21 protein-coding genes are annotated in these 23,605 nt (G+C 52.3%); 8 read left to right on the top strand and 13 right to left on the bottom strand.

Features of this window, described 5'->3' with window-relative positions; translation table 11 throughout:
- The first annotated feature begins 12 nt into the window (after window positions 1-12).
- From proC to HJG54_RS17290, 3 genes are all read left to right on the top strand, one after another.
- Window positions 13-810, top strand: coding sequence for a pyrroline-5-carboxylate reductase (gene proC, locus HJG54_RS17300; protein WP_316430243.1), 798 nt, complete (start codon window positions 13-15; stop codon window positions 808-810).
- A 282-nt stretch (window positions 811-1,092) separates the two neighbouring features.
- On the top strand, window positions 1,093-1,389 hold the full coding sequence (locus HJG54_RS17295; protein ID WP_316430242.1) for a hypothetical protein: 297 nt from the start codon (window positions 1,093-1,095) through the stop codon (window positions 1,387-1,389).
- 217 nt (window positions 1,390-1,606) lie between these two features.
- Complete coding sequence (locus tag HJG54_RS17290; protein WP_316430240.1) at window positions 1,607-2,596, top strand: hypothetical protein; 990 nt, start codon at window positions 1,607-1,609, stop codon at window positions 2,594-2,596.
- Window positions 2,597-2,609: 13 nt separating this feature from the next.
- On the opposite strand, the gene HJG54_RS17285 is transcribed toward HJG54_RS17290, so the two are convergent.
- The 5 genes from HJG54_RS17285 to HJG54_RS17265 all read right to left on the bottom strand — a co-directional run bounded on the left by HJG54_RS17285 (window position 2,610) and on the right by HJG54_RS17265 (window position 8,396).
- Window positions 2,610-4,508 (bottom strand): S9 family peptidase, encoded by a 1,899-nt coding sequence (locus HJG54_RS17285; protein WP_316430238.1) that lies wholly within the window; start codon window positions 4,506-4,508, stop codon window positions 2,610-2,612.
- A 165-nt stretch (window positions 4,509-4,673) separates the two neighbouring features.
- A complete protein-coding gene (locus HJG54_RS17280) occupies window positions 4,674-5,075 on the bottom strand; it encodes a hypothetical protein (protein ID WP_316430237.1) in 402 nt (133 codons plus the stop codon).
- 170 nt (window positions 5,076-5,245) lie between these two features.
- The gene (locus tag HJG54_RS17275; protein WP_316430236.1) at window positions 5,246-5,839 is read right to left on the bottom strand and encodes a helix-turn-helix transcriptional regulator; all 594 of its coding nucleotides are present in this window, start codon (window positions 5,837-5,839) and stop codon (window positions 5,246-5,248) included.
- Window positions 5,840-6,381: 542 nt separating this feature from the next.
- Window positions 6,382-7,026, bottom strand: a complete 645-nt coding sequence (locus HJG54_RS17270) for a L,D-transpeptidase (protein WP_316430235.1) — start codon at window positions 7,024-7,026, stop codon at window positions 6,382-6,384.
- A gap of 65 nt (window positions 7,027-7,091) precedes the next feature.
- Window positions 7,092-8,396 (bottom strand): N-acetylmuramoyl-L-alanine amidase family protein, encoded by a 1,305-nt coding sequence (locus tag HJG54_RS17265; RefSeq protein ID WP_316430234.1) that lies wholly within the window; start codon window positions 8,394-8,396, stop codon window positions 7,092-7,094.
- A 472-nt stretch (window positions 8,397-8,868) separates the two neighbouring features.
- Here HJG54_RS17265 and HJG54_RS17260 point away from each other — a divergent pair, with 472 nt between their 5' ends.
- Together HJG54_RS17260 and HJG54_RS17255 are read left to right on the top strand one after the other, a co-directional pair.
- Window positions 8,869-10,737, top strand: a complete 1,869-nt coding sequence (locus tag HJG54_RS17260; RefSeq protein ID WP_316430232.1) for an AAA family ATPase — start codon at window positions 8,869-8,871, stop codon at window positions 10,735-10,737.
- A gap of 174 nt (window positions 10,738-10,911) precedes the next feature.
- Entirely contained in the window at window positions 10,912-11,175 is a 264-nt protein-coding gene (locus HJG54_RS17255; RefSeq protein WP_316430230.1) for a hypothetical protein, read from the top strand.
- A 16-nt stretch (window positions 11,176-11,191) separates the two neighbouring features.
- Here HJG54_RS17255 and HJG54_RS17250 read toward each other — a convergent pair whose 3' ends face one another.
- The 3 genes from HJG54_RS17250 to HJG54_RS17240 all read right to left on the bottom strand — a co-directional run bounded on the left by HJG54_RS17250 (window position 11,192) and on the right by HJG54_RS17240 (window position 14,150).
- Window positions 11,192-12,166 carry an o-succinylbenzoate synthase gene (locus tag HJG54_RS17250; protein WP_316430229.1) on the bottom strand — a complete coding sequence of 325 codons (975 nt, stop codon included), beginning with the start codon at window positions 12,164-12,166 and terminating at the stop codon, window positions 11,192-11,194.
- Window positions 12,167-12,179: 13 nt separating this feature from the next.
- On the bottom strand, window positions 12,180-12,818 hold the full coding sequence (locus HJG54_RS17245; protein ID WP_035996506.1) for a DUF3318 domain-containing protein: 639 nt from the start codon (window positions 12,816-12,818) through the stop codon (window positions 12,180-12,182).
- Window positions 12,819-12,923: 105 nt separating this feature from the next.
- Complete coding sequence (locus HJG54_RS17240) at window positions 12,924-14,150, bottom strand: DNA double-strand break repair nuclease NurA (protein WP_316430228.1); 1,227 nt, start codon at window positions 14,148-14,150, stop codon at window positions 12,924-12,926.
- Between the two features lie 282 nt (window positions 14,151-14,432).
- Here HJG54_RS17240 and HJG54_RS17235 point away from each other — a divergent pair, with 282 nt between their 5' ends.
- Window positions 14,433-15,323, top strand: a complete 891-nt coding sequence (locus HJG54_RS17235) for a cyanophycinase (protein ID WP_316430226.1) — start codon at window positions 14,433-14,435, stop codon at window positions 15,321-15,323.
- A gap of 15 nt (window positions 15,324-15,338) precedes the next feature.
- On the opposite strand, the gene dnaA is transcribed toward HJG54_RS17235, so the two are convergent.
- The 4 genes from dnaA to HJG54_RS17215 form a co-directional block, all read right to left on the bottom strand.
- The gene (gene dnaA / locus HJG54_RS17230) at window positions 15,339-16,733 is read right to left on the bottom strand and encodes a chromosomal replication initiator protein DnaA (RefSeq protein ID WP_316430225.1); all 1,395 of its coding nucleotides are present in this window, start codon (window positions 16,731-16,733) and stop codon (window positions 15,339-15,341) included.
- A 445-nt stretch (window positions 16,734-17,178) separates the two neighbouring features.
- Window positions 17,179-18,105 (bottom strand): ribonuclease HI, encoded by a 927-nt coding sequence (gene rnhA, locus HJG54_RS17225; protein WP_316430224.1) that lies wholly within the window; start codon window positions 18,103-18,105, stop codon window positions 17,179-17,181.
- A 201-nt stretch (window positions 18,106-18,306) separates the two neighbouring features.
- Window positions 18,307-20,187, bottom strand: a complete 1,881-nt coding sequence (gene ftsH4 / locus HJG54_RS17220) for an ATP-dependent zinc metalloprotease FtsH4 (RefSeq protein WP_316430223.1) — start codon at window positions 20,185-20,187, stop codon at window positions 18,307-18,309.
- 324 nt (window positions 20,188-20,511) lie between these two features.
- Entirely contained in the window at window positions 20,512-20,709 is a 198-nt protein-coding gene (locus HJG54_RS17215) for a DUF2949 domain-containing protein (RefSeq protein ID WP_035996516.1), read from the bottom strand.
- 349 nt (window positions 20,710-21,058) lie between these two features.
- Here HJG54_RS17215 and scpB point away from each other — a divergent pair, with 349 nt between their 5' ends.
- Together scpB and HJG54_RS17205 are read left to right on the top strand one after the other, a co-directional pair.
- Entirely contained in the window at window positions 21,059-21,640 is a 582-nt protein-coding gene (gene scpB / locus HJG54_RS17210) for an SMC-Scp complex subunit ScpB (RefSeq protein ID WP_316430221.1), read from the top strand.
- Between the two features lie 112 nt (window positions 21,641-21,752).
- The gene (locus HJG54_RS17205; RefSeq protein ID WP_035996522.1) at window positions 21,753-22,127 is read left to right on the top strand and encodes a DUF760 domain-containing protein; all 375 of its coding nucleotides are present in this window, start codon (window positions 21,753-21,755) and stop codon (window positions 22,125-22,127) included.
- A gap of 22 nt (window positions 22,128-22,149) precedes the next feature.
- On the opposite strand, the gene HJG54_RS17200 is transcribed toward HJG54_RS17205, so the two are convergent.
- A complete protein-coding gene (locus HJG54_RS17200; RefSeq protein WP_316430220.1) occupies window positions 22,150-23,379 on the bottom strand; it encodes an HhoA/HhoB/HtrA family serine endopeptidase in 1,230 nt (409 codons plus the stop codon).
- Window positions 23,380-23,605 lie beyond the last annotated feature (226 nt).

Genomic DNA, 23,605 nt, shown 5'->3' with positions numbered 1-23,605 from the left:
GTATTCATTCAGTTGTCCATTCAATTGGGAATTATTGGCGGCGGGGTAATGGGAGAAGCTCTCTTATCCCGCCTTTTGAGCAACAAGGCCTATTCACCTGAGGCTGTACTGGTAAGCGAACCGCAAGCACAGCGTCGTGCTGTTTTGGCCCAGCAATACGGCATACAGGTGACAGCTGAGAATCAAGACTTGATAGCCGCGCCGATCCTGCTGCTCGCAATCAAGCCTCAGGTATTTGATGCGGTTGTGAATCAGCTTGAGTCAAGAAATCCAAGTCAGCTTGTTTTGTCCATCATGGCGGGGGTGACACTACAGCGGTTGCAGACTGCCTTCCCAGGCCAACCCATCGTCCGCTCAATGCCCAATACACCTGCTACGGTGGGAGCCGGAATGACAGCAATTGCCCCAGGTCAGTTTGCTCAGCCCAGCCATATCCAGCTTGCTCAGCAAATTTTTGCGGCTGTAGGTGAAGTAGTAGAGGTGCCAGAATCCTTGCTAGATGCCGTAACGGGGCTATCGGGTTCGGGACCAGGCTATGTTGCTGTGATGATTGAGGCCTTAATTGATGGAGGAGTCGCAGCTGGATTGCCGAGAGCCATTGCGACTCAGCTCGCGATTCAAACCGTGCGCGGTACGGCAGAACTGATACACACTCAAGGCATCCATCCGGCTCAGCTTAAGGATCAGGTCACCAGTCCAGGAGGAACCACAATCGCGGGCATTGCTTGTCTGGAGCAGGCAGGGTTTCGCTCCGCTCTGATCGAGGCGGTTAAGGCAGCTTCCCGTCGTTCGCAGGAACTTGGTCAGTAGCTTGGGTTAGCTTGGCCCGCTTCGAGATGATTGGCAGCCTTTGATACTGCAATTATGGTTGGTCAGTTAAATAGACCTGAACCCAATTAGACCCGAACTGGTTGGGTCGAAATTGTGCTGAGAGGTGGCGGTTTTGCTTGACACTGAGTAGAATGAGTTGAAGATCGGGGTCGTTGGTGATTCAAGTTTGACGTTTTTGTCAAGCTTCAGGCAAGATTAATTGCAGAATATTCAATCAAAGTCGGGGTGCCTTGTTCTTTCCTTAACGGTCAAAGCATTGGGATGGACATACCTCAACTGCTGATCAAGCTTTTGATCGCGCTGTTTTGTGCTGCACTAGCTGATGTACTGATACCACGTCGCGTTCCTGGTGGCATCACCGGGTTAATTCTGATTGGACTGGCCGGCATCTGGCTAGGGGAATGGGGCTTTGCGCTGCTCAAGCGGGAATTTGGCCTGAGTTGGGCTGTTTTATACTGGCAAGTCCAAGGTGTGTTGATCGTTCCCGCAGTGATTGGTTGCGCCATCATTCTCTATGTTGTGACAGCATTCATGCGATGGGCGCGATACGGAAGTTGATTGGCTGTGTAGCAACATACACCCGTTTTTTGTCGTCATTTCTGTAGACTCTGGGAGAAGAGCCAATTGAGAGGGACGAAGCAATCATGTGTGTGCTTAGATAACTCAATGTGTTTCCAATTTGTTTTCCAACTTGTGTTTCCGAGAGCAGGCTTGGAGAGGGTTACAGATCAGCAACTCAAGTTTACTAGTACTCAGGTTCACTAGGGAGAAAGCAATGAGTGCCAACTCAACAACCCTAAAGCAGCAACTTTTTCATGCCACTATTTTGATCTGGGCAATTGCAGGCCAAGCAAGCTTTGCCTTCTTCAGAAAAATCAGGTTGATGTTTTTATACCTGAGACGCAATGTGATTGCGCAATTGCAAGACCCCCAGCCCCATCCGCTCAAACGACCCAAAGTCTTGGCTGTCATTCCCCATATTGCTTCACCAGCTGAAGCGCGAGACCGCCACCGAGCAACGGCAAAAATTGAGAAGCTAGGCCACACGATTGATGGCCTGCTGACAAGCTTTGCTCATTGCGAATTAACCATTCTAATCAGTACAGTTCCCGGTCGGCATGTTACAGCCCATTTGCCGGAATACCAAAAAAAATGCGTTCAGGTGCTGGAAGTTACAGATTGTGACCCGCTCTATGTGGGCTTTAGGGCACAGGACGAGTTGGTCCAGCGGCTCGATCACTTTGACTGGTTTTTGTTTCTCGAAGATGACATCGTGCTTCACGACAGTTTTTTCCTGGAGAAGCTAGAGCAATTCAACCAGCGCTGCGGCTATTCAAATGCTGTGCTGCTACCCAATCGCTATGAAATTTGGGAAGGCACAAAACGCTATATTGATTTGACTATTGATACTAGGATTGCCTGGAACAAGCTGTCCCAGGTTGAGATCGAGGGGGTGAAATACGGAGAGTGTACCAATCCCCATTCGGCGCTTTACTGTCTGTCGCAAGCCCAACTGCAAGCTTGGGTCCGGTCAGGACGCAGATGGAAGTATCAGAACTTGATGGTTGGCCCCCTGGAGTCGGCAGCTACGTTTTGTTTACTAGAATGCTTCAGACTCTATAAGCCTCACCCTATGAACTTAAATTTCCTAGAGGTGAGGCATTACGATACCAAGTATTCCAGACTGCATCCCGATCCATCCCCCTATGCCCTCTCCCCGGTTCGCCAGCCGGCGCTAGTAGGAGCAGGCTCAGGGAGGAGTTGAGAATCTGCCCGCCCTACTTCAGCAGACCCGAATGGCCGGGAATTTCGCCCACTGGCTCGCAGCGACCTCCCAAATATTTAGCGAGAAACTCTTCGGCAATCGCATAGAAGTGGAGCCGATTTTCGGGACGGGCAAAGCCGTGGCCTTCATCCGGGTAAAGCACATATTCAACAGGTTTTCCGGCTTGCCGCATCGCTTCTACAATCTGATCGCTCTCGGCCTGCTTGACTCGCGGATCGTTGGCTCCTTGACCGATCAATAGAGGCTTTTGAATCCGGTCAATGAAAAACAGCGGCGAACGCGACTTGAGGAAGTCGGCTTCGGTTTCCATATTGCCAATGCGGTGATACATCTGAGCTTTGATTGGCTCCCAGTAGGGCGGAATACTCTGCAGCAAAGTGAGGATATTACTTGGTCCGACAATATCGACTCCAGCCGCAAACACCTCTGGCGTAAAGGTGAGGCCAACCAAGGTAGCATAGCCGCCGTAAGAGCCACCCATTATCGCAACCTTATGGCGATTGGCGATGCCTTGATCGACTAACCAACTCACAGCATCGAGCAAATCGTCGTGCATCTTGGCCGCCCATTCCCGATTGCCCGCATTCAAAAACGCTTTGCCGTAGCCGGTTGAGCCACGGAAGTTGACCTGCAATACCGCGTACCCCCGATTGGCGAGCCACTGCGCTTCCGGATCGTATCCCCAGGTGTCGCGTGCCCAAGGGCCGCCATGCACCAGCAGTACAGCAGGTAGGTTTTGCGCTGGAATCCCCGCAGGTGTGGTCAGGTAGCCATGAACCGTCAGGCCATCGCGAGCCGAGTAGGAAATTGGCTGCATCGAGGCCAGCGCCAGTTGCTCTAGTTCCGGCTGATTGCTGAATAGAAACGTGCTGGTTTTAGAATTGCGGTCATAAATGTAGTAGTAAACCGGGCCATCATCAGCGGTGTAGCTGACCAACCAACGATCGTCAGCTAGGGTGCGGCTGCCAATGCTGAACTCACCGGGACGAACCTGGGCAATGGCTTCAAAGTCAGCGGCAATGCTGTTGTCTAGAATTTGCCAGTTGAGTTTGTCGCGGTAAAAGGCAACGGCTTGTAAGGTATGGTTGGTCGGATGGGTCACGACACCACCCACGTCGTACTGTTCATCTGCGGCAATCACGGTTTCTTGCCGGGTAGCTAAATCGAGCGCCAGTAACCGTTGGGCATTGGCATCGTGGCTGCCAACCAGATAGAGCGTTTTGCCATCCGCCGAAAAGCCAACCGGGTAGCCTTCATCATCCGCACTCCAGTGGCGCAACAGTTCCCACTCTTGATCCACCGTAGCTCGGTAGAGCAAATCCGAACCGCCATCCGGGGTAGCTGCCACCGCGACGCGAATTTGCAACTCAGGATCAGCCATCCAATTGATGATATTGCCCGGATTCTGAGTGTCAAACTCGACGGCTCCATTGCTGAGGTTCACCCGATACACATCAAAAATTTGCGGATCGCTCAGGTTCATGCCGACCAAAATCTGATCGGGATGATCCGGATCTAGCTCGATGGGTTCAGCTTTGACACCCTGGAAGGGCGTCAGATCGCGAACGATATTCGAATGGATACTGACGGCATAGCAGTGGAAATTTTCGTCTCCGTCTGCATCCTGCATATAGATCAACTGGTTGCCATCATAGGTCCAGAAATAGGCACGAATACCTCGCTTTTTATCTGCCGTAAGCTGGCGATCGTCTGTTTCTCCAACAGTACGCAGCCAGACCTGCAAGACATTTTTGTCGTCTGGAGCGATGTAAGCCAAATATTTGCCATCCGGCGATAGGCGAGGGCGGGCGCGTTCTGGATTTCCAAACAGCGTTTCCCGTGGAATTAGGGGTGGGAGTTGGGCGGTGAGGGGGTCCGTAGTGGTTTGCATGATCAACTGTTCGCTATCGAATGTCACTTTTATAAAGCTAACAAGTTTCAAGCGAACCAGTTTCAAGCGAACCAGTTTCAAGCGAACCAGTTTCAAACAAACCAATTTTGATTGTGATGAACTAACAAAATTCCAAATGCTGGCGGCTGATGGCGATCAAATGGCTTACCGTTGAGTGCGGTGCCAGCCAGGTGCTGCTACAGGCTCTGGATTGTTTTCGGGTTGAGACTGGGCTTCTAGCATTACCAAGATGTAGGATTCGATCTCTAGATCGAGCCAGCGGCTACGCAGGTGAATTGTAGTCGTTGCGGTTAAAGAAACCGCATCTTCAATGATTACCGCTTGGTCAGGAAATAGTTCTCGGCTTTCTAGCACGGCTTCAACAATGCGGTGAATTGGCTGGGGGAATGGGTTCACTGGCGAGGACGGTTTTGCATCATCTGCATCGATGGCTAAAAGCTGCTCACAGATCTGCTGTGCAACGCTGTTGGCTAGAATTAGAGCACCTTCTACATTTAAGATCAAAATGCCCATTGGTAGACCTTCCAGCCCGTCTTCATGCATCATGCTCTATACCTCTTTGTGGTGCTAGTTGCGATATCTTTTGCCGTATCGTCTTGTTTCGTTGCTGATTTTTCAATACGTTCTCACCGTCTAAATAGTGGCAACAGATAAAGACGTTTTATATACACCCTGATATTTATTGAAGCTTGAATTGGTTTTAAATTTATTTGATTTTAGTTATTCAATTCATGATTTACCCATTCACTGGCATCCCGTTTAGCATGGATGCTTTTAATGTGTTTTTTAACCGTATCTTCGGCAATATGTAGCTCAGCCGCAATTGCTTTATAAGAATAGCCAGCTCGTTTCAGCAACCAGACTTGAGTTTCTCGGTCAGTCAAGCCGTACTTGCGAGCTTCTGCTCTAGCGCGGTGCTCAGCCGATTGGTGCTGATCTTCTAGCGTCACGAACAAATGGGGCTGATCGCCATAACCCGATGCTAACCACCAAGCGCGAATCCGGATCACGCCAGCCTCATCGATTTTGATTTCGTCTTCGATGAGTTTAAGCTGGTCTTCGATGAGCGTTTGGCAACAGCGCCAAATTTGTTGCGGCACCTTAGATAAGGTTTGCGTCAGTTGATGGGTTAACTGATGGCAAATCTGGCTGGCATTGGTGTTGGAAACCACTAGCTCTCCTGTATCGGTGAGAATCATGGCACCATCGATCTGGCTTTCCACCAATACTTGAAAGAGTTGGCTAGGGGATAGTAAGGTTGAAGGTTTCGCAGTCGATCTGCGATCAGGATAGGTTACAGTGTTCATCATTTTGGGGGCTGTAAATGAACTTGACACTGCCTCAGAAGGCGAATCTATTTAATTAAATCAAGCAATCAAGTTGATTTCGTTTTAGCTTTCCTCACACCATGATCCAATTAGTTCGATTTAATCAGTTCACCAACAAAGGCGATTGCTGCATAAAATTGCATTATCTGCATAAAACGGTCAGGATTGAGTCGTAGATGCCGTGGATACTGATATAAGCCACTACAGTCACAGAGGGGGGAATTTCGGTAGAAATCTACGCCGATTGGCTGAGTTCATCCTCTGTGCGACCCGTTCCAGAACGGTAAAACTAAACTACAGTCGATTTACGCACTAATCCAGGTTTCTTCTGCTGGGGGAGATTACTTTTCAAGTCTTGCAAGAATTGAATGTGATTGTCTGTCTGTTTCCGTAATCATCTTCTCCGCGCTTGAGGTTAGGGAATCAGGACAATTTGATCGAGAAAGAGAGCTTAGGATAGATAGATAAATGGGAGCCTGGAGAATTTCATCAAAAATCTCATCAAATCATCAACGAAGTAGGGCTTAGGGTTCGACCCGCACTAATGTTCCTACCTTGATCAGTTCATACATTTTGACAATATCTTCGTTGCGCATGCGGACGCAGCCATGCGAGGCAGCTCGACCAATCGAGGCAACATTGGGTGTACCGTGGAAGCCAATCACGCCGTTCGACATTTCGGCAAACCCAATCCAGCGCAACCCTAAGGACCCATCGATGCCGGGTGGTTCAATTTCGCCAGTCCAAGGGCTTTGCCAAGCCGGGTTGACAATCATCTCGAATACCTTAAACTCGCCGGTCGGAGTCGGAAATTCTGGCCGTCCAATTGCTACCGGGTAGCTGGCAACTACTTTCTGACCTTGATAGACGTAGACTTTGCGCTGTCCCAATCTCAGCACCACATACACGGTCTGGTCCTGTGGCTCATAGCGAGAAAAGTCACCCAATCCAGGCAGGGTGGGAATCACTGGGTTAGGAGCAACAATGCGCGGCTGAGGGGCTGGCGGCCATGCAGGGGCAGACGGCAATTCCAATGGCGGGGTTTGACCATAAGCTGGGGTTTGACCAAATGCCGGTTGGCTTAATCCCAAGGCCACAAACGAACTAAGAGCAGACAGGCACAACGACAGGGGTAAATAATCAGGCAGACGAGCGCAACGTTCAGTCATAGGGAACATAGTCAGGTTGGGTGGTAATACTCTCTGCTGGCAGCAATTCAGTCACCCTATCTGTTCTAAAGCCTTTGCTGGATGTAGCGCAAGATCCCTTGGGCAATCCCGGCGGCAATTTGGCTGCGAGTAGCGGCGCTATTCAATTTGGCGGCATCCTCCTGGCCGGTAACAAACCCCACTTCGACTAGAACAGCGGGCATTGAGGTCCGGGTCAGGACGTAAAACCGCGCTTGCCGCACACCTCGGTCGTTCATCCCTGTCGCGTTGACCAAACTGTTGTGAATCGAGGCGGCTAGGGCTGCTCCCGTATCGTAATAGTAGGTTTCGATGCCATTCACATCCGGACGGCTCATCGAAATAGCGTTGGCATGGATGCTGACAAACAGATCGGCATTGACCGATTCGGCTAAGTTGACTCGCGGCGCTAGATCGATTTCTCGGTCATCTTGGCGAGTTAGAACGGCTTGCACACCTTGGTCTTCTAGCAGCGAGGCAACCTGTTGGCTGATATCGAGCACAATGTCTGCTTCATGAATCCCGCCAATCCCAACCGCGCCCGGATCGCGTCCGCCATGCCCCGGATCGACGATCACTACGACCCGACCCGACTGAACGCGAGGCAACTGGACTGGAGCCGATGCCTGAGCGACCCCATAGCCAACATCAAAAATATTGGTTGTGGCCCGAATCCGGCTGAGCTGCTGCTGGATCGCTTCTGCTTCTGCTCGGTCTACAAATAACCCAGCCTGAATCACGCGCTCACCGGCAATCGTCGTCCGAAAGGCGTCAGGCACAACAGCCCGAACCTGCCGCAATAAGCTATCGCTGCTGCCCTGAACGATGAGGCGGTAATTATAGTCTGTTCGGTTGGAACCGGAAGTTAATCTGGCGGGAAACGATGAACTAGATGACCGCACAGAAGGCCGAGTGACGGTTTGCTCAAGATCCCAAATCGCGGCTTCTAGATTAATTTCTTCGATCTGCTGCTGGATCGCTTCCGCTTCTGCCCGCGTCACAAAGAGGCCAGCTTGAATGACACGGCGACCGTCTACCCAAGCGCGAAAGGCATCGGGTACCACACGACGAACCTGGCGTAACAGGCTGTCACTGCTGCCTTCAATCACTAGGCGATAGCGAAACTCCTCCTGGCTTGAGCTAGACGCAGGACGACGATTGCCAGAGTTAGAGCGATTGGGTCGAGTAATCGGAGGACGCAAAGGGGCTTGGGCGACTGGTGAAGCGAGCGCCGTTTGATGAGCTGCTGGTTTTGGAGCCTGGTTTGTCTCAATTGCTTGAGCCACAGGCATCAGGGCCAAACAGTCAACCAGCACAGCCGTCATCATCATCAAAGCCGACACACGAGGCATGTTCTATCTCATTCCCTAGAAAAGAGTCTGTCAGTATTTGTCTGAGTTGGGTTCCACTTTGTTCCCAATTGGTTCCCAGTTAGTTCCCACAAGTGCCGTGAGGAGTTTAACAGTCGGAATAACAGTCGGAATTATCCAAAGTGGAGCTATTAGTATGTTCGTATCTATATATTCATTTCCACATGTAAACTTCAATCGAAACTCAATCCTAGATTTTCAACTCTAGTTTCCGTTCTGTGTAAACCTGCGAATTTCAGCTATTTTCCAGCTAGGTTTGCTTAAAACGATACCTGCTCATACCCTGATTCTTTTAGTGGCTGCAATCAGCAATTGCGACCAGTAGACAACACCCAACTCATTTTTCTGCTGTCAAACCGGATTCATTATCCCAGATTGCCTGAGCGATTGGATCAAAAGTTGGGATAACTAGGGTTTGGTGACGGTCTAATGCCTGTAGCAACTGTAGGAATTCATGAGCGAGCTATTTCGAGGATTTGAGCAATTGTTAGAGCTAGCCAAAGCGCTGGAAGACAAACTGGAACAAGGCGAAATCAAAGCCGATGTGCAGATCAATACTCGTCCCCTCAGCAGCATTCCTCGCCAAGGTAACATTCCCCGTGGTGCAAGCAGGGCCGGTTCTGGTGACAATGTAGGTCGCTCTAATGTAGGTCGCTCCAACATTCCGCCTGATCCAGGGCAGCCGCCTGTTGCTAAGGAAAATGCTCAAGCTTCAGATCAGACGAATTCAGAAACTGGCTCCAATGTTTCGCTTCAAGATGTCGGTGGGCTGGCCGGCATGTTGAAGGAACTGCGGGAACTGGTGGAAATTCCGCTCAAGCGCCCAGAATTACTGGCAAAACTGGGACTGGAGCCGCCCCGTGGCATCCTGCTGGTGGGGCCACCTGGAACTGGCAAAACCCTGACGGCCCGTGCTTTGGCAGCAGAACTGGGCATCAACTACATTGCCTTGGTTGGTCCGGAAGTGATGGGCAAGTATTACGGCGAGGCCGAAGCCCGACTGCGCAGCATTTTTGAGAAAGCCGCCCGCTCGGCTCCCTGCCTGATCTTCATCGATGAGATTGATAGTTTGGCACCGGATCGGGCCAAAGTGGAGGGCGAAGTGGAAAAGCGGCTGGTCGCTCAGTTGCTTAGCCTCATGGATGGTTTTGCCCAAATGCAGGGGGTGATTGTGCTGGCGGCTACCAATCGTCCCGATCATCTTGATCCAGCCTTGCGGCGTCCGGGCCGGTTGGATCGGGAAGTGCAGTTTCGAGTGCCTGAACGGGATGGACGATTAGAAATCCTTCAGATCCAGACTCGCGCGATGCCATTGGATGAGTCGGTAGATTTGGCCGTGGTTGCCGATTTGGCCGTGGGAATGGTCGGTGCAGATCTGAAAGCAGTTTGTCAGAAAGCGGCTTATTTAGCGCTGCGACGGCAAGTGCCCGACTTGCAAACGGTTCCAGACACCCTCACCCTGACCCAGGCAGACTTTTTGCAGGCGCTCAAGGATGTAAAGCCCTCGGTGTTGCGTTCGGTGGAAATTGAATCACCTCAGGTGAGATGGGAAGAGATTGGCGGACTGGAATCGGTGAAGCAAACGCTGCAAGAGTCGGTTGAGGGGGCGTTGCTGTATCCGGATCTGTATCAGCAGACCAAAGCCAAGGCACCGCGAGGTATTCTGCTGTGGGGGCCGCCAGGAACCGGCAAAACCCTGTTGGCAAAAGCGGTTGCAGCCCAAGCTCGTGCGAACTTTATTGCGGTCAACGGTCCGGAATTGCTCAGCCGTTGGGTCGGAGCTGCAGAACAGGCGGTGCGGGAACTGTTTGCTAAAGCGAGACAGGCGTCTCCTTGTGTCGTATTCATCGACGAGATTGACACCCTTGCGCCAGCACGGGGCCGCTTTCAGGGTGATTCTGGCGTCAGCGATCGGGTGGTAGGCCAGCTTTTGACGGAACTGGATGGCCTACAGGGCTGCCCGAATGTGTTGCTGATCGGAGCCACCAATCGTCCCGATGCCCTTGATGCGGCGCTGCTGCGGGCCGGTCGGCTCGATCTCCAGCTCAAAATCGATTTGCCAGACCAGCCTAGCCGGTTGGCGATTCTGCAAGTCCACAATGCCGATCGACCTTTAGCGGACGTGAATCTAGCAGACTGGGCGGCGCAAACCGATGGTTGGAATGGTGCGGATCTGGCGCTGCTCAGCAATCAGGCGGCCTTGGAAGCGATTCGGCGATATCGTGCTCAGGCGGGAGATACTCCGAGTGCGATTCAAATTACTACGGCTGATTTTATGGCGGCCTATCAGATGCTGATGAATCAACGGGGTGGTATTGGTTGAGGAGCCAGGAGTCAGGAATCAAAAATTATGGGCAGTGGTTGGTTATTTAGTTGGGAATGGCTAAGAATCAGAATTTAATCATTGAAGTATGCAATCTGAAAATAGATATTGGCCACTTGAAGGTGAAACCAAAATGGCTATCAGAATACAGTTTAGTTAATTTAGGAGTTTGATATGAGTACACAGAATCTAGATACAGTAAGACGGGAAGCGCTAAAGGCTTTGTTGACTAGTTTTGTGGCTCAGGGGCATCCGGTAGAATATGCCCAATATATGGCAACGGCTGCGATTTTTCAAACTGATCTAGAACTGCGCAATGCCCAATTGCTCAACCTGTTGAGCTGGTTGAAACAAAATCATCAACCGATTTACACCGAAGCGGTAGCGCGATTAGAAGAAACGCGGATCGAATTTGAATGTCGGGTGAAAGATGATTGATCGACGCCTATTAGTGTCACGAATTCGAAGGCTCTAACCGCTGCCAAATCTGTTCGGGACTGCGTTGTTCCCAACCATCGTCGAACCAATGCTCGACACCAAACCCAGTTGCCCGATTGCTAGATGGCAAGGCCGCAATTAAATAATTTTCGATGTAGCGTCGCGCGATCGCTGTTTCAAAGACTGAAGACCAAACGATATCGAGTTGATGCGTTTGGCAGAAGTGACGTAGCTGAACTGGAGAACCGGCCAGCGGAGCCTTGATTACGAATAGGCCACGCCAACCTTGGTGATAGCAGGTCTGAAGCTGCTCCAGAGTCGTCACCGATTCATCTAGGGCAAGGGGAGTGCTGTAACGCTGGCTCAGTTTTAGCATCTGATCCAACTGGGTTGGCGGCAGGGGTTGCTCGATTAACTCGATGCCGTAACCGTCGCAGAGTTGCAGCCATTGACAAGCTTGTTGCCAGGTGAGGCCACCGTTGGCGTCGAGTCGCAGATGGGCTTGATTGGGCAACAGGCTAATCAACTCCTCAAACAGTTCTAACTCGTCTTGAATTACTGCAACGCCGATTTTCCACTTAAACGTACTGCCGGATGATGCTGTAAAGAGTTGAGGAGCATGGAGTGCTTCAGCCCCTGTTGGCAACAGCATGCTGATTGATAGCTGCGGAACTGAATTTGGCGGCGGCAGGACTAGCCCCTCCCAGGCAGATTCAAACCCAAACCGGCAAGCGGGCAATGAAGCAGGAATTTGCTGGATCTGGGCATGGGTGATTTCGCCAGGAAGTGCCTGACAAAAGCGGAGTGCATCTAAGCAACTCTCGCTGCCAAACCATTCGATCGGCACAATCTCGCCCCAGCTCACCCGGTCCGCTCCCTCTAGACGCAAAATAACGCCCTGTCGCACTGCCCACTCACCGTGATGGGTCTGCAACGGGCGTTTAAACCGACGAGCATAGGGACGAAACTCAAACCGAACGCGGTCAAACAAGGATTTCGGGTCCCTAAATTTCCGAGCGGTTGGTCTTCATTTGCTCTTTTGCTTTGGCAGCACTCTTCTTTAGCGCATCCAGACGAGCTTCGTACTTGCGGCGCTGCTTTTTCTTCGGCGTCTGCTCGATCAGCACCTTCAGGGCACTGCCCAAACTCTTGTAGGCATTGGGCAAGGTATAGCCAAACCGAGTCGCCAGAGCAATCGCCTTTTCATCGGCCTCGATTGCCTCGCGCAGGGTTTTCTCTCCGTTGTTGCGCTGATACAGCCGCCAGCCTGACACACCGCAGAGCAGTAGGGCCAACAGCAGCAGCAGCCCATCCTGCACCCACAACTCGCCCACAGCGCCACCCAGACCAATGGCCAGCGCCGCCATCTCCCAACCGTCGCGGGGAATCGTATCGAGCTGAATCCGGCCAACCTCATGCCAAAACAGCAGATTCCGCTGGTCGAGGGCCAACTGGTCCCATTTGGCTAGATCCACCTGAACTTCAACCTGATCGCGGCCAATTTCTTCGCAGGTAATCAGGGGTGGGTTCACAGCTGTGGATGCTTCAATCGTGACCCAGCTCTTCAATTCAGGCGGAAGGAGACTTTTGAGTCGCCGCAGTTCGCTTAAGTCGGCGCGGGCAGTAGTGGCGTAGGAGGTCATAGACACTCAGGCAATAGATGAATAAATAAAAAAGATACCGTTACATGAAGTATAGCGATTCTAGCGGATCGCCTACCGCAACGGGGGCAAAATTAATCTTCCTGACTAAGCAATGCTGCCCCGCTTGCGAGCCTCCTTATAGGATGTGCCAATATTTCTCAAGCCAGCCCGAATCATCTGCTGCTCTAGCAAAGCAAAAAACCTAGCTCGATCAGCTCCTCGTACCACAGCCTGATTATGCGCCTCGGCCAGCGCCACCGGATAGCCATACCCTTTCTGCACCTGGGTGAGGGTCAAACTCAGGGCGGTATCGAGCAGTTCGACATCCTCCGCCACCCAAGCCGGAAATTCGACGCGGGCAATTTCCGCTCCCATATGGACATAGCAGAAATAAACATGGTGGTCGCCATAGCCTTCCAGGATTTTGGCCGAACTGCGCCAAATCGCCCCCCGCTGACCGGGTTCCAGCACCAGCCCCCAGAGGGCCGTATCCCGTAGTGGCGAGAATACCTGACAGGGAGCCTGTTCGATCTGTCCTGGGCAATGGGTTTGACAATCTGGAGCCAGATAGGGACAGCTCTGGAGCCGCAAAAAATTCATCGATTCGCCACTGCGAGCCGCACTCAGGTAGCCCACCAACGGAATTCTCGCCGCCCGCAACCGCTGCCAAGCCGCCAAAATGGGCGGCAAAATCTGCTCCCGCGCCTCCGTTGGCAAAGCCTCCAAAAACCAATGAATCAGCGAACCATCTACCATTGCCAAGCGAGGAAAAGGGGTAAGGGGAGAGTTTTGTGAGTCTTGCGCCCCACCTTCCCCATCTCCCCATCTCGCCACCACTTCACCCAACTCCGCCAACACCACCGCCTCAGAAACTGTGCGCCGATAGCCCATCCACTCCTCGGTGCGGATGCCCCACTGCCGCGAAATATAGAGATCTTCGGGTCGGTAGAATACCTCTGGGACGCTATCGAGCAAGGGATGGCGGTTCTGGCCGTAGTGCAACACCACTCTGCCGACATTGATTAGATAGCAGTAGGCAATTTCGTGGTGGCTGGGGGCGATTTGCGAGCCATCGGTGGCAAAAACCGTGTGAATCGCGGGAGCGGTGGCCAATTCAATTTGAGTGTCGAGTAGTTCGAGTGGTTCGGCAGCCGTAAATCCTAAGCGCTCGCGCCAGAGTTGCTGCATTGTCACCAAGTCGGTCTGTCGCTCGGCGGCTTGAGCTAAAATTCGCTGGGCTAGCTCTAACCGTTGCCGGGTGGCGGCGGCTTCTTCGGTTAGGTGTTGACCAATGCCCTGCATTTGGCGGGCTAGTTTCATCAGATCTAGCATAGGTAACGCGGCGGCGAAGGAAATTATGGCGAGAGCAGCTTACCGAGTTTGCAAGAGGCTGTGATTCATACCTTACATCGAACAGATGTACTTTGGATCTAGCTGCAACACTATATCTAGCTGCCACATCATCTAGCTGCAACATTGCAACATTGGAAGTTGCTAGCAGCGAGACAAATTGCTGCTTGACTCTAGGGGTAAACTGAAAGGCTTGGCATCAGCCAAACTAGTTACGAGTAGATTTCTTGGATAAATTTCTTGCAGTCCCAATGTGCAGTCCCAATGACAGAACCGCTCACGCCTGAAGTAAGTCCCTTGCCGCGTCCCAAAGGTCCCCTTGTGATCATTGGTGGGGCAGAAGAACGCGACGGAGAGGCCAAAATTTTGCGAGCGTTTATCCAGCTAGCAGGCGGCAGAAGCGCTCAGATTGTGGTGTTGACCGCAGCCACCAGCGAACCGATCGAGGCGGGTGAAACCTATATTGAAGTGTTTAAGCGACTGGGAGCTAAAACGGTGTGGGTCGTAGATACCCGCGATCCGGATGACGCCAATCAGTTTGAGGCCGTGTGGGCGATTCGGCAAGCAAGCGGGATTTTTTTTACCGGCGGCGATCAGGCCCGGATTGTCGAGCGCATCAAGGGCACGATTCTCGAGGATGCGATTCAAAAACGCCACTCCGAAGGAGCCGTGATTGCTGGTACCAGTGCCGGAGCTGCGATTATGCCCGAAGTAATGATTGTGCGAGGTGAGTCGGAAACCAGCCCCCGCAATGATGCCGTTATGCTGGGAGCTGGGATGGGGTTTGTCTCCGGCATGGTCGTGGACCAGCACTTTGCCCAACGGGGCCGCTTGGGACGCCTGTTAACGGCCCTCGTGCTCCAGCCCAGCATCATTGGCGTTGGCGTAGACGAAAATACGGCTTTAATTGTGAAGGGCGATGAGTTTGAGGTGTTGGGCGAAGGAGCCGTCACAATTGTGGACGAATCCGAGCTGACCTACAAAAGTGCCGATTTTTCTGGCCCTGTAGGGGCAGTTGCAGGCTGGCATCGTCACTCCCAGCAAGTTGCAACTGGCCCCAATCAGGTCATGTCCGTATTTGACATCAAGCTGCATATTTTGGCTGAAGGCTGTCGATTCAACCTGAAAACGCGCCAACCCTCGGCGGCTGAGTGACTCGACTAACTCCAACTAGCCCGACTTTCGGGGTGGGCTTTGCACGGAATTGGAGAGGCTGATCCGGTCGCTCAGTTGACGCAGGTTGCGAGCCAGTTCTGGGTCGGCTTCTTTTTGTTGAGCAATTTTTTCGCAGCTATAGAGTACGGTCGTATGGTCCTTACCACCGAAGACTTCGCCGATTTTGGGCAGGCTGAGGTCGGTGTGCTGGCGCATCAGATACATGCAGATCTGGCGGGCTACGCTGATTTCGCGGCGACGGGAGGCACTTTTCAGGTCTTCAATCGAGACGCCATAGGTTTCGGCTACGGCATTCATCACGGTTTCCGGCGAGGCTTCCACCTGATTGCTGGGCGGATTGAGCACCGGAGCGATTGAATCTACCGTCATCGGTAGGCCAGAGATCGACACATAGGCCACGGCTCGAATCAGCGCTCCTTCTAGCTCTCGGATGTTGGAAGTGTAGCTGGAGGCGATGTATTCAATCACCTCGCGCGGCAGGCGCATATTTTCGTATTCAGCTTTCTTTTGCAAAATTGCCATTCGGGTTTCTAGATCGGGCGGCTGAATGTCGGCAATCAGACCCATCGAGAAGCGCGAGCAGAGCCGTTCCTGTAGGCGAGGAATGTGGTTGGGCGGACGGTCTGAGGCGAGCACCACCTGCTTTCCGGCTTCGTGCAGGGTGTTGAAGGTGTGGAAGAACTCCTCCTGGGTGTATTCCTTGCCTTCGATGAATTGAATATCATCTACTAGCAGCACATCCACATCGCGGTAGTGCTCGCGGAAACTCTGCATACTGTCCTTGCGAATGGCCGAGATCAGATCGTTGGTAAATTTTTCGGTCGAGACATAGAAAATCCGGGCGCTAGGATTGATTTCGAGCCGATAATGGCCGATCGCCTGCATCAGGTGAGTTTTGCCCAATCCGACTCCGCCACAGAGAAATAGGGGATTGAACTCACGTCCGGGAGATTCGGCCACAGCTAACGAAGCAGCATGGGCCATGCGATTATTTGCCCCGACCACAAATCGGGAAAATACATATTTCGGGTTCAGCTCGGTTTGCCGCAGGCGCTGGTTAGAAGCTGGACCGACAGGCGGAGTTTCGCTCGGCAGGGGCCACAGCACTTCGGTGGCGACGGAGCTTTCGGCCTCGCTACTGGCTTTCACCGTGATTTGGATCTCTACCGGATGGCCCAACAGGTCCTGCACCACATCGCCAATCGTTTTGACATAGTACTTTTGCAGCCAATTGCGGGCAAACGGATTCGGCGTGCAGATCACCAAGCACTGCTCGTCTAAGCGCTCCACGGTGGCCGGTTTGATCCAAGTTTCAAACGTGGGGCGACTGAGTTGGAGCTGTAACCGCTCCAAAACCTGATTCCATAAATTTTCCAGGCTAGTTTCCACTACTCACCTCGACCCTAGTTGTCACATGATTAGGCGATTTAATCGGTGGTGCTCCGCACCGTCCAGAGGACAATCAATCAGGCTGGGGACTCCTATGCGCTCAACCGGACGAAAGCGACATAACCGTATACTTGTCTCTCAGTAATCTCAACAATTCTTTACTTTTTCTTAAGCTTCTCTCAAATAATGAATCAGCCGAATTTTCGGTAAGGAGCCTCCATCTAAGCAGCTCTCATGGGTGGAACGGGTGATGGTTTGCCTCGGTGCTAGAGACTGATCTAGACCAATCTAGACCAATCTAGACAGGCACCCAGACATGCCGGTAGCGTGATCAAGCCGACAACACTGCTAGATGTTGCGTATAGAATGCCATAAAAATCCAAATCTGGGGATAGTATTTTGCAAAAATGGGTAAGAGAACCCTGAAATTCCCCTATCGTTGCGGCTAATCTACGCGCTCTAGCTGCCACAAAATTTGATTGCCCTCCCGCCGGACGCGAGAAATTACCCAGTTGCGCCAAACCCAATTGTCACCCCGACTGGTGACTGCACTGGCGTTGACATCCATCAAATCGGCCAACTCAGAGCTGGTGATCAGGTACCCCTGCCGCGCGATTTCGTCGGCCATGTGCAGCGTGTCTACCACATTTCGCAGTTGCGCAACTTTGACCTCACGCGGTACTTCGGATTTCTCTGACTGCAAGTCAGTACCATCTGGAATCGTGGAATCGACCATATCTGGGTTAGCGTCTACAGCAGAGGCAGAGAGTTTGTGACTGGATTGTAGCGTCTCTGACGCATCCGCGTGAGTAATTGGAGTGTCAAATTCGCTGCTTTCCCCACTAGCTACCATAGGCATTGCCTCAACCGAATTGGGGGACCATCCTTGCTGGAGGCTGGGTGAATTTCCCAGGGCAAAGGCGCGGGCAATTTCGTCACAACGGTCATTACCCCGATCACCCGAATGACCCTTGACATAGCGCCACTGCACGTCAGTTCCCTGCTGGGCTAGCTTTTCTTGCAGCGCATCCAGCACGCGCCACAGGTCCTGATTCAGCACAGGCTTGCCGGTAGCCGTCTTCCAACCCTTTTGTTTCCAACCCTTCAGCCATTGAGTGACGCCGTTTTTGACATATTCGCTGTCGGTGTAGAGGGCAATACTGTCGCTGGGGGCAGCGGCTAGGAGAAACTCCAGCGCCTCAATCGCAGCCTGCATTTCCATTCGGTTATTGGTGGTTTGCGAGGCGGCTCCGCCCATTTCGTGTACCGAGCCATCGCTGAAGTAGACCACCGTGGCCCAACCGCCCGGACCCGGATTGCCCGAACAGGCTCCGTCGGTGTAAATGCTTTGAATCGTTTTGGTTGCAGCCATGCAGTTTCTTTAGGTTTTGCGGATAGCAGTATAGGTTCAAAGCAGCAAAAGCACAATCAAATCAATTAAGTTGCAATTTATTTGTAGATAAGTTGCAGAGTAGCCAAATAGCAAACTACCCCCAGACAACCTGGAGGTAGACAAGGAAACCGTTGATTGGGTTTCTATTCGTTTAGTTTCGCTAACTTGCTGCTACTCCACCTATACGGTAGCGGGTTCTGGCTCGGAAGCGGGAACTGGCTGCACCTGACCAAGCAGTTGATGCAACTCTTCGCCTTCGATCACCTCGGTGTCTAGCAACTTGGTGGCAATCGTTTCCAGCAAGTCTCGGTTGTGCTTCAGAATGTCCAGTGCCTGCTGGTGGGCCTTCTCGACAATGCCCTTCACTTCCCGGTCGATCGCCTCTGCCGTTTCCGGACTCACCATCCGGCGCGGATTCATCCCATCAGCACCGAGGAAGTTGTTTGGCTGCCCCTGCTGATAGGCCAGAGGACCCAGCACCTTGCTCATGCCGTAGGTCGTTACCATCCGTTCGGCCAAGTCTGTGGCCCGCTGTAGGTCATTTGAGGCACCCGTGGTGATGCTGCCAAACACAATCTCTTCAGCCGAACGCCCGCCCAATAAGGTAGCAATTTGGCCTTGCAGTTCCGCTTCGCTCAACAAAAACCGATCTTCGGTCGGCAGTTGCAGCGTATAGCCCAGCGCCGCCATCCCGCGAGGCACAATCGAAATTTTCTCGACTTTGCTGCCACCGGGCATCAGGGCACCCACCAGCGCATGACCAACTTCGTGATAGGCGACGATTTTCTTTTCTTTATCGTTCAGAACGCGGCTCTTTTTCTCTAAACCGGCCACTACCCGCTCGATGGCCTCATTGAAATCAGCCTGAGCCACAGTAGTGCGGTTGTTGCGGGCCGCCAGCAGTGCCGCTTCGTTGACCAGGTTGGCCAGATCGGCTCCAGCAAAGCCCGGTGTGCGGGTAGCAATGGCCTTCAGGTCTACATCTTGGCCCAATTTGACGCCTTTGGCATGCACCTCCAGAATCGCCAATCTGCCGCTGAGGTCGGGCCGATCAACCAATACCTGACGGTCAAATCGACCGGGACGCAGCAGAGCCGGGTCCAGGCTTTCAGGCCGGTTGGTGGCCGCCAGCACAATCACGGTTTGATCGCCCGCGCCAAATCCATCCATTTCGGTGAGGAGCTGGTTCAGGGTTTGTTCCCGCTCGTCGTTGCCGCCATAGAAACCGCCGGTAGCACGGGATTTACCAATTGCATCCAGCTCATCAATAAAGATGATGCAGGGAGCCTGCTTCTTGGCCTGCTCAAACAAATCCCGCACCCGCGATGAGCCGACGCCCACAAACAGCTCCACAAATTCCGAACCCGAAATGCTGAAGAAGGGCACTCCAGCTTCGCCCGCCACTGCTCGCGCCAGCAGGGTTTTACCAGTACCCGGCGGACCTACCAGCAGCACACCTCTGGGGATTCTGGCTCCAATCTGAGTGAAGCGCTGCGGATTTTTCAAAAAGTCAACGATTTCAACCAGTTCGGTCTTGGCTTCTTCCACACCAGCCACATCCGCAAAGGTGACTCGGCCCGAATCGCTCTCAACATAGACCTTGGCCTTACTTTTTCCAATCGATAGAGCACCCTGCGGGCCACCACCCCGATTAATGAAAAACTGCCAGATGGCCACAAAAATCAGCGGCGGAATCACCCAGCCCAGAACATTGGTAAACCAGCCGTTTTTGGGAGGTGGAGCCGCGGCAAACTCGACACCATTTGCCTCAAGCAGCTTGGGCAGCTCCAGGTCAAAAATTGGCGTCGTGGACAGCACCTGTCCAGGCTGATCGGCTTCGCCCTTGAGCTGGTAGCGAATTTCGTTCTGCCCCACCGAAACTCGCGTCACTTCCTGATCCTGCACCTGGTGAATAAACAGACTGTAGGGCACTCGCGGAATTGATGGACCAAATAGGTTGGGCAAAAACAAATTAACAAGTAAAAACAGCCCAGAAATCAGCAGCAGAATATTGCCAATCTGCCGCGAACGAGGGGGCTGAGGTTGGTCTTTAATTGCCATAAATCTCAACGCGATTTTCTAAACGTCGTTTGGGCGTAGCGAAGACTAATCGGACACTCCAAGCATTCTATGAGTGTTCAGTTTCGGGATTTCAGGTTTGCATCGAACCTATCAACTCAATTTTTAAGACTTGACTATTCCCGCTCTTCACATTGCAATGGCGCAGCGCTCGCCAGTTCCAGTTGGTTAACTTCTTTGCAAAGCTACACACTAATTTTAAGTTGTTGACTCGCGTCTCAGACTGGTCTTCTGGTAGAGTTCCGGCGAGATTCTACGCCAGTCGAGATAGGGATAGCCGACTAGCAGAGGAGACCTCCCACCTCCTCACGCCGTCTCCATCCACTCAAACACCTGGTTCAGTTGTTGAAGATTAATCAATCCGTATTGCCACAGAATGATCGGCAGCCAGTTGGTCTCCGACTCTGGATGGCGCAAGGCTAGGGCAATTGCCGAAGACGGAATCGCCAACTCCTCTTGCAAAAAGGTAATCAATCGGGCCTGAGTAGCGGGATTAGAAGTCATCGCACAACTCCCATTAACAAATGTAACATTTATGTTAAGTTTTATGAAATAAATTCAGAATTATTGAAGCTAATTATAGCGAGATTTGCTCCAGGTGGAACATGGATCCTGAGAAAGAGTTGAGCGAATTTGGCGGTTGTAATCAGCCGGCTTGAGCAGGATTTGACCACCATTAAACCGGAAATAGATAAGGTGAAGATAAGAAGCAACTCTGGCTGCCATTTTCCCCAACTTAAATGAGAACAATCTGAGAAGCCGCTGGATATTCAGTTAATTCTGCGGAAACTCCGCTATACTCTACTGTCGTTTCGTTGATCTGGTTTCTTGCCGTTTCGGGCGGACCTCAGCCATGACAAGCCTATCGAGCAAAATCGAGGCGATTCTCTACCTCAAAGCCCAGCCGCTATCGATTGCCAAAATTGCCGAATATGCCGACTGTGAACGATCTGAGGCAGAAGCAGGACTGCTAGAGCTAATGGCCGATTATGCCCACCGCGACGGTGCCCTAGAGGTGGTGGAAACTCCGAACGGCTACTGCCTTCAGCTCCGCGAAGCCTTCCATGATTTGATCCAGCAGCTGATTCCGGTCGATTTGGGAGTGGGTGCCCTACGGACGCTGGCTGCCATTGCCCTCAAAGGGTCGATTAGCCAAACCAAGTTAGTAGAATTACGCGGCTCCGGTGCCTATCAGCATGTGCAGGAGCTGGTCGGCTTGGGATTTGTCAAGAAACGCAGACAGGCCGATGGCCGCTCCTATTGGCTGCAAGTCACCGAAAAGTTTTATCAGTATTTCCAGGTTGAACAACTGCCCCAACCCACAGCCACAGCCGCTCCAACCGCTTTTGCCCCTGAGGAATTTCCATCCGAATCAGAACCAGAATTGGACGCCGAACCCGCCGAATTGGCTGAATTAGAGCCGTCTAATTTATGAGTTTTATCAGTCGTTTACCGGACTCGCATCAGCTAAATAGTCACACTGGCAAATATAAGTGTCAAAATAGATAAAAGTAGCTCATGCAAACCTTTAGCTTTTTAAGGTGACTATGGTTTTTAACCCTGACAGTTTTGATTTCTTCGGTGGTGACACTGAGGAGGGTCAGGCAAATCAATTGCTGAAGTACCTGCAACACCAATCCCCTGAAGTATTGGCACGAGTCGCCAAATCTGTTAGCCCCGAAATCAAGCAAATTATCTCGCAGAACGTACAGGGCTTGGTCGGTGTACTGCCGTCGGAAGCCTTCAACGTGCAAATTACGACGGACCGAGAAAATTTAGCTGGGCTGTTGGCCTCTGCCATGATGACTGGCTATTTTCTCAGTCGGATGGAGCAGCGGATGGAGCTAGAAGCAACGATTAAAGGCTCGGTTTCCTTCAGTGCAGACTTTGGCGAAGGCGAAACCGTGTCACCTGAGAACTGACGCTGGCAAACTTCTCTACAACTTACCTAATTCTCTCCGCTGGAAAGGCAATCGGTCGGAGCTGCACTGTCTTGACTTCATCCTGACGGCGAATTTCGATTGAGAGTGGATCACCCACCTTCACTAGCTCGATTTGCTGCTGTACTTCGGACGCGGTGGCAACCGGTGTGCCGTTGATCTTAACAATAATATCTCCGGGCTTCAGGCCAGCAGCAGCGGCAGGCGCATCCTCCATCACTTGAATGATTAGAACTCCCTGATCAGTGGTCAGCTTCAAGCCTGTATCTGGATCGCTATTGATCCGCTCTTTTAGGGCTGGCGTCAGGTCCACCATCTGCACACCCAGATAGGGATGCTCGGCCTTACCCTTCTCAAACAACTGCTGAGCAATTTTCCAGCCGGTCTCAATTGGAATGGCGAATCCCAAGCCTTGGGCGTTAGCTCGAATCGCCGTATTGATACCAATCACTTCCCCCCGGTCGTTCAGCAGCGGCCCGCCAGAGTTGCCTGGGTTAATCGCCGCATCGGTTTGAATAAACTGCACCCGGCGATCGGGAATGCCCACCTGGGAGCTGGATCGGTCAATGGCGCTGATAATTCCAGCAGTCACAGTATTGTCGAGGCCGAGCGGGTTACCAATCGCAATCGCCCACTGTCCGGGTACCAGATTTTTGGAGCTGCCCAGCGTTACCGTGGGTAAATCCGCCGCCTCAATCTTAATCGCCGCCACATCCGTAACCCGGTCGATGCCAACCACCCGGCCATCCAAACTCCGCCCATCCTTGAGCGTCACCTTCACCGTATCGGCCCCCTCCACCACATGGGCATTGGTGATCACATGACCATCCCGACTGACAATGAAGCCAGAGCCGGTGCCCTGCTCCACTCGGTCCTCCGGCAATGGCAGTTCCTCTTCGCCAAAGAAACGGCGGAACAGGGGATTGTTCAGCGAATCCAGCGAGCGGGAAACCTTACGCGAGGCATCGATCCGCACCACCGCTGGACCCACCTTTTCCACCGCGGCGGCAATAAAATTCTGGTTCACAGGTTCAGTCCGTCGCTCCACCATCGGCGGCTGGCTGGCCTGATAGATCACGGGAGCCGGAGACTCAGCCGTATCCGAATTGGCTGGGGAATTAGACTGGGTTTGGGCCAAGTAGCGGCTGCCTGCCCACCCTGCCCCGCCGCCAATCGCTAACAGCGTTGCGTAGAGAACAATCTGTCTACTTGAGACCATAGTTCCTTGTTTCATAACGGTAAATCGATCCAAAAGCCACGCTTGAAGAAGTTTATGTATGATTTGTCTCTAGGTAGGAGGCTGAAGCTTGGGAACCCATTGCTCTGATTAAGGAGGCTGTTCTAGCTGCTACTGCCTAGCCAAAGGAGCAGAGAAAGATGTTGCCCTAACTCAAATGCAAGCCAATCTGGCAAAACCAATCCCGCGATAATTGTAAGAGCATAATGGTAAGAGCAATTGG

Origin of the sequence: Leptolyngbya sp. NK1-12 (assembly GCF_032598965.1) — a bacterium.
Taxonomy (GTDB): domain Bacteria; phylum Cyanobacteriota; class Cyanobacteriia; order Elainellales; family Elainellaceae; genus Elainella.
The sequence above is the reverse complement of the archived record's forward strand: the minus strand, read 5'-3'. Positions and strand labels throughout refer to the sequence as shown.

Bases quoted from the DNA above. Each gene is read 5' to 3' on its own strand.
- HJG54_RS17290 (WP_316430240.1), top strand. From the start codon at position 1,607: ATGAGTGCCAACTCAACAACCCTAAAGCAGCAACTTTTTCATGCCACT.
- ftsH4 (WP_316430223.1), bottom strand. From the start codon at position 20,187: ATGGCAATTAAAGACCAACCTCAGCCCCCTCGTTCGCGGCAGATTGGC.
- HJG54_RS17270 (WP_316430235.1), bottom strand. From the start codon at position 7,026: ATGACTGAACGTTGCGCTCGTCTGCCTGATTATTTACCCCTGTCGTTG.
- HJG54_RS17235 (WP_316430226.1), top strand. From the start codon at position 14,433: ATGACAGAACCGCTCACGCCTGAAGTAAGTCCCTTGCCGCGTCCCAAA.
- HJG54_RS17245 (WP_035996506.1), bottom strand. From the start codon at position 12,818: ATGACCTCCTACGCCACTACTGCCCGCGCCGACTTAAGCGAACTGCGG.
- HJG54_RS17240 (WP_316430228.1), bottom strand. From the start codon at position 14,150: ATGCTAGATCTGATGAAACTAGCCCGCCAAATGCAGGGCATTGGTCAA.
- scpB (WP_316430221.1), top strand. From the start codon at position 21,059: ATGACAAGCCTATCGAGCAAAATCGAGGCGATTCTCTACCTCAAAGCC.
- HJG54_RS17205 (WP_035996522.1), top strand. From the start codon at position 21,753: ATGGTTTTTAACCCTGACAGTTTTGATTTCTTCGGTGGTGACACTGAG.
- HJG54_RS17275 (WP_316430236.1), bottom strand. From the start codon at position 5,839: ATGATGAACACTGTAACCTATCCTGATCGCAGATCGACTGCGAAACCT.
- HJG54_RS17265 (WP_316430234.1), bottom strand. From the start codon at position 8,396: ATGCCTCGTGTGTCGGCTTTGATGATGATGACGGCTGTGCTGGTTGAC.
- HJG54_RS17200 (WP_316430220.1), bottom strand. From the start codon at position 23,379: ATGAAACAAGGAACTATGGTCTCAAGTAGACAGATTGTTCTCTACGCA.
- HJG54_RS17215 (WP_035996516.1), bottom strand. From the start codon at position 20,709: ATGACTTCTAATCCCGCTACTCAGGCCCGATTGATTACCTTTTTGCAA.
- HJG54_RS17280 (WP_316430237.1), bottom strand. From the start codon at position 5,075: ATGATGCATGAAGACGGGCTGGAAGGTCTACCAATGGGCATTTTGATC.
- HJG54_RS17285 (WP_316430238.1), bottom strand. From the start codon at position 4,508: ATGCAAACCACTACGGACCCCCTCACCGCCCAACTCCCACCCCTAATT.
- HJG54_RS17295 (WP_316430242.1), top strand. From the start codon at position 1,093: ATGGACATACCTCAACTGCTGATCAAGCTTTTGATCGCGCTGTTTTGT.
- rnhA (WP_316430224.1), bottom strand. From the start codon at position 18,105: ATGGCTGCAACCAAAACGATTCAAAGCATTTACACCGACGGAGCCTGT.
- HJG54_RS17255 (WP_316430230.1), top strand. From the start codon at position 10,912: ATGAGTACACAGAATCTAGATACAGTAAGACGGGAAGCGCTAAAGGCT.
- HJG54_RS17260 (WP_316430232.1), top strand. From the start codon at position 8,869: ATGAGCGAGCTATTTCGAGGATTTGAGCAATTGTTAGAGCTAGCCAAA.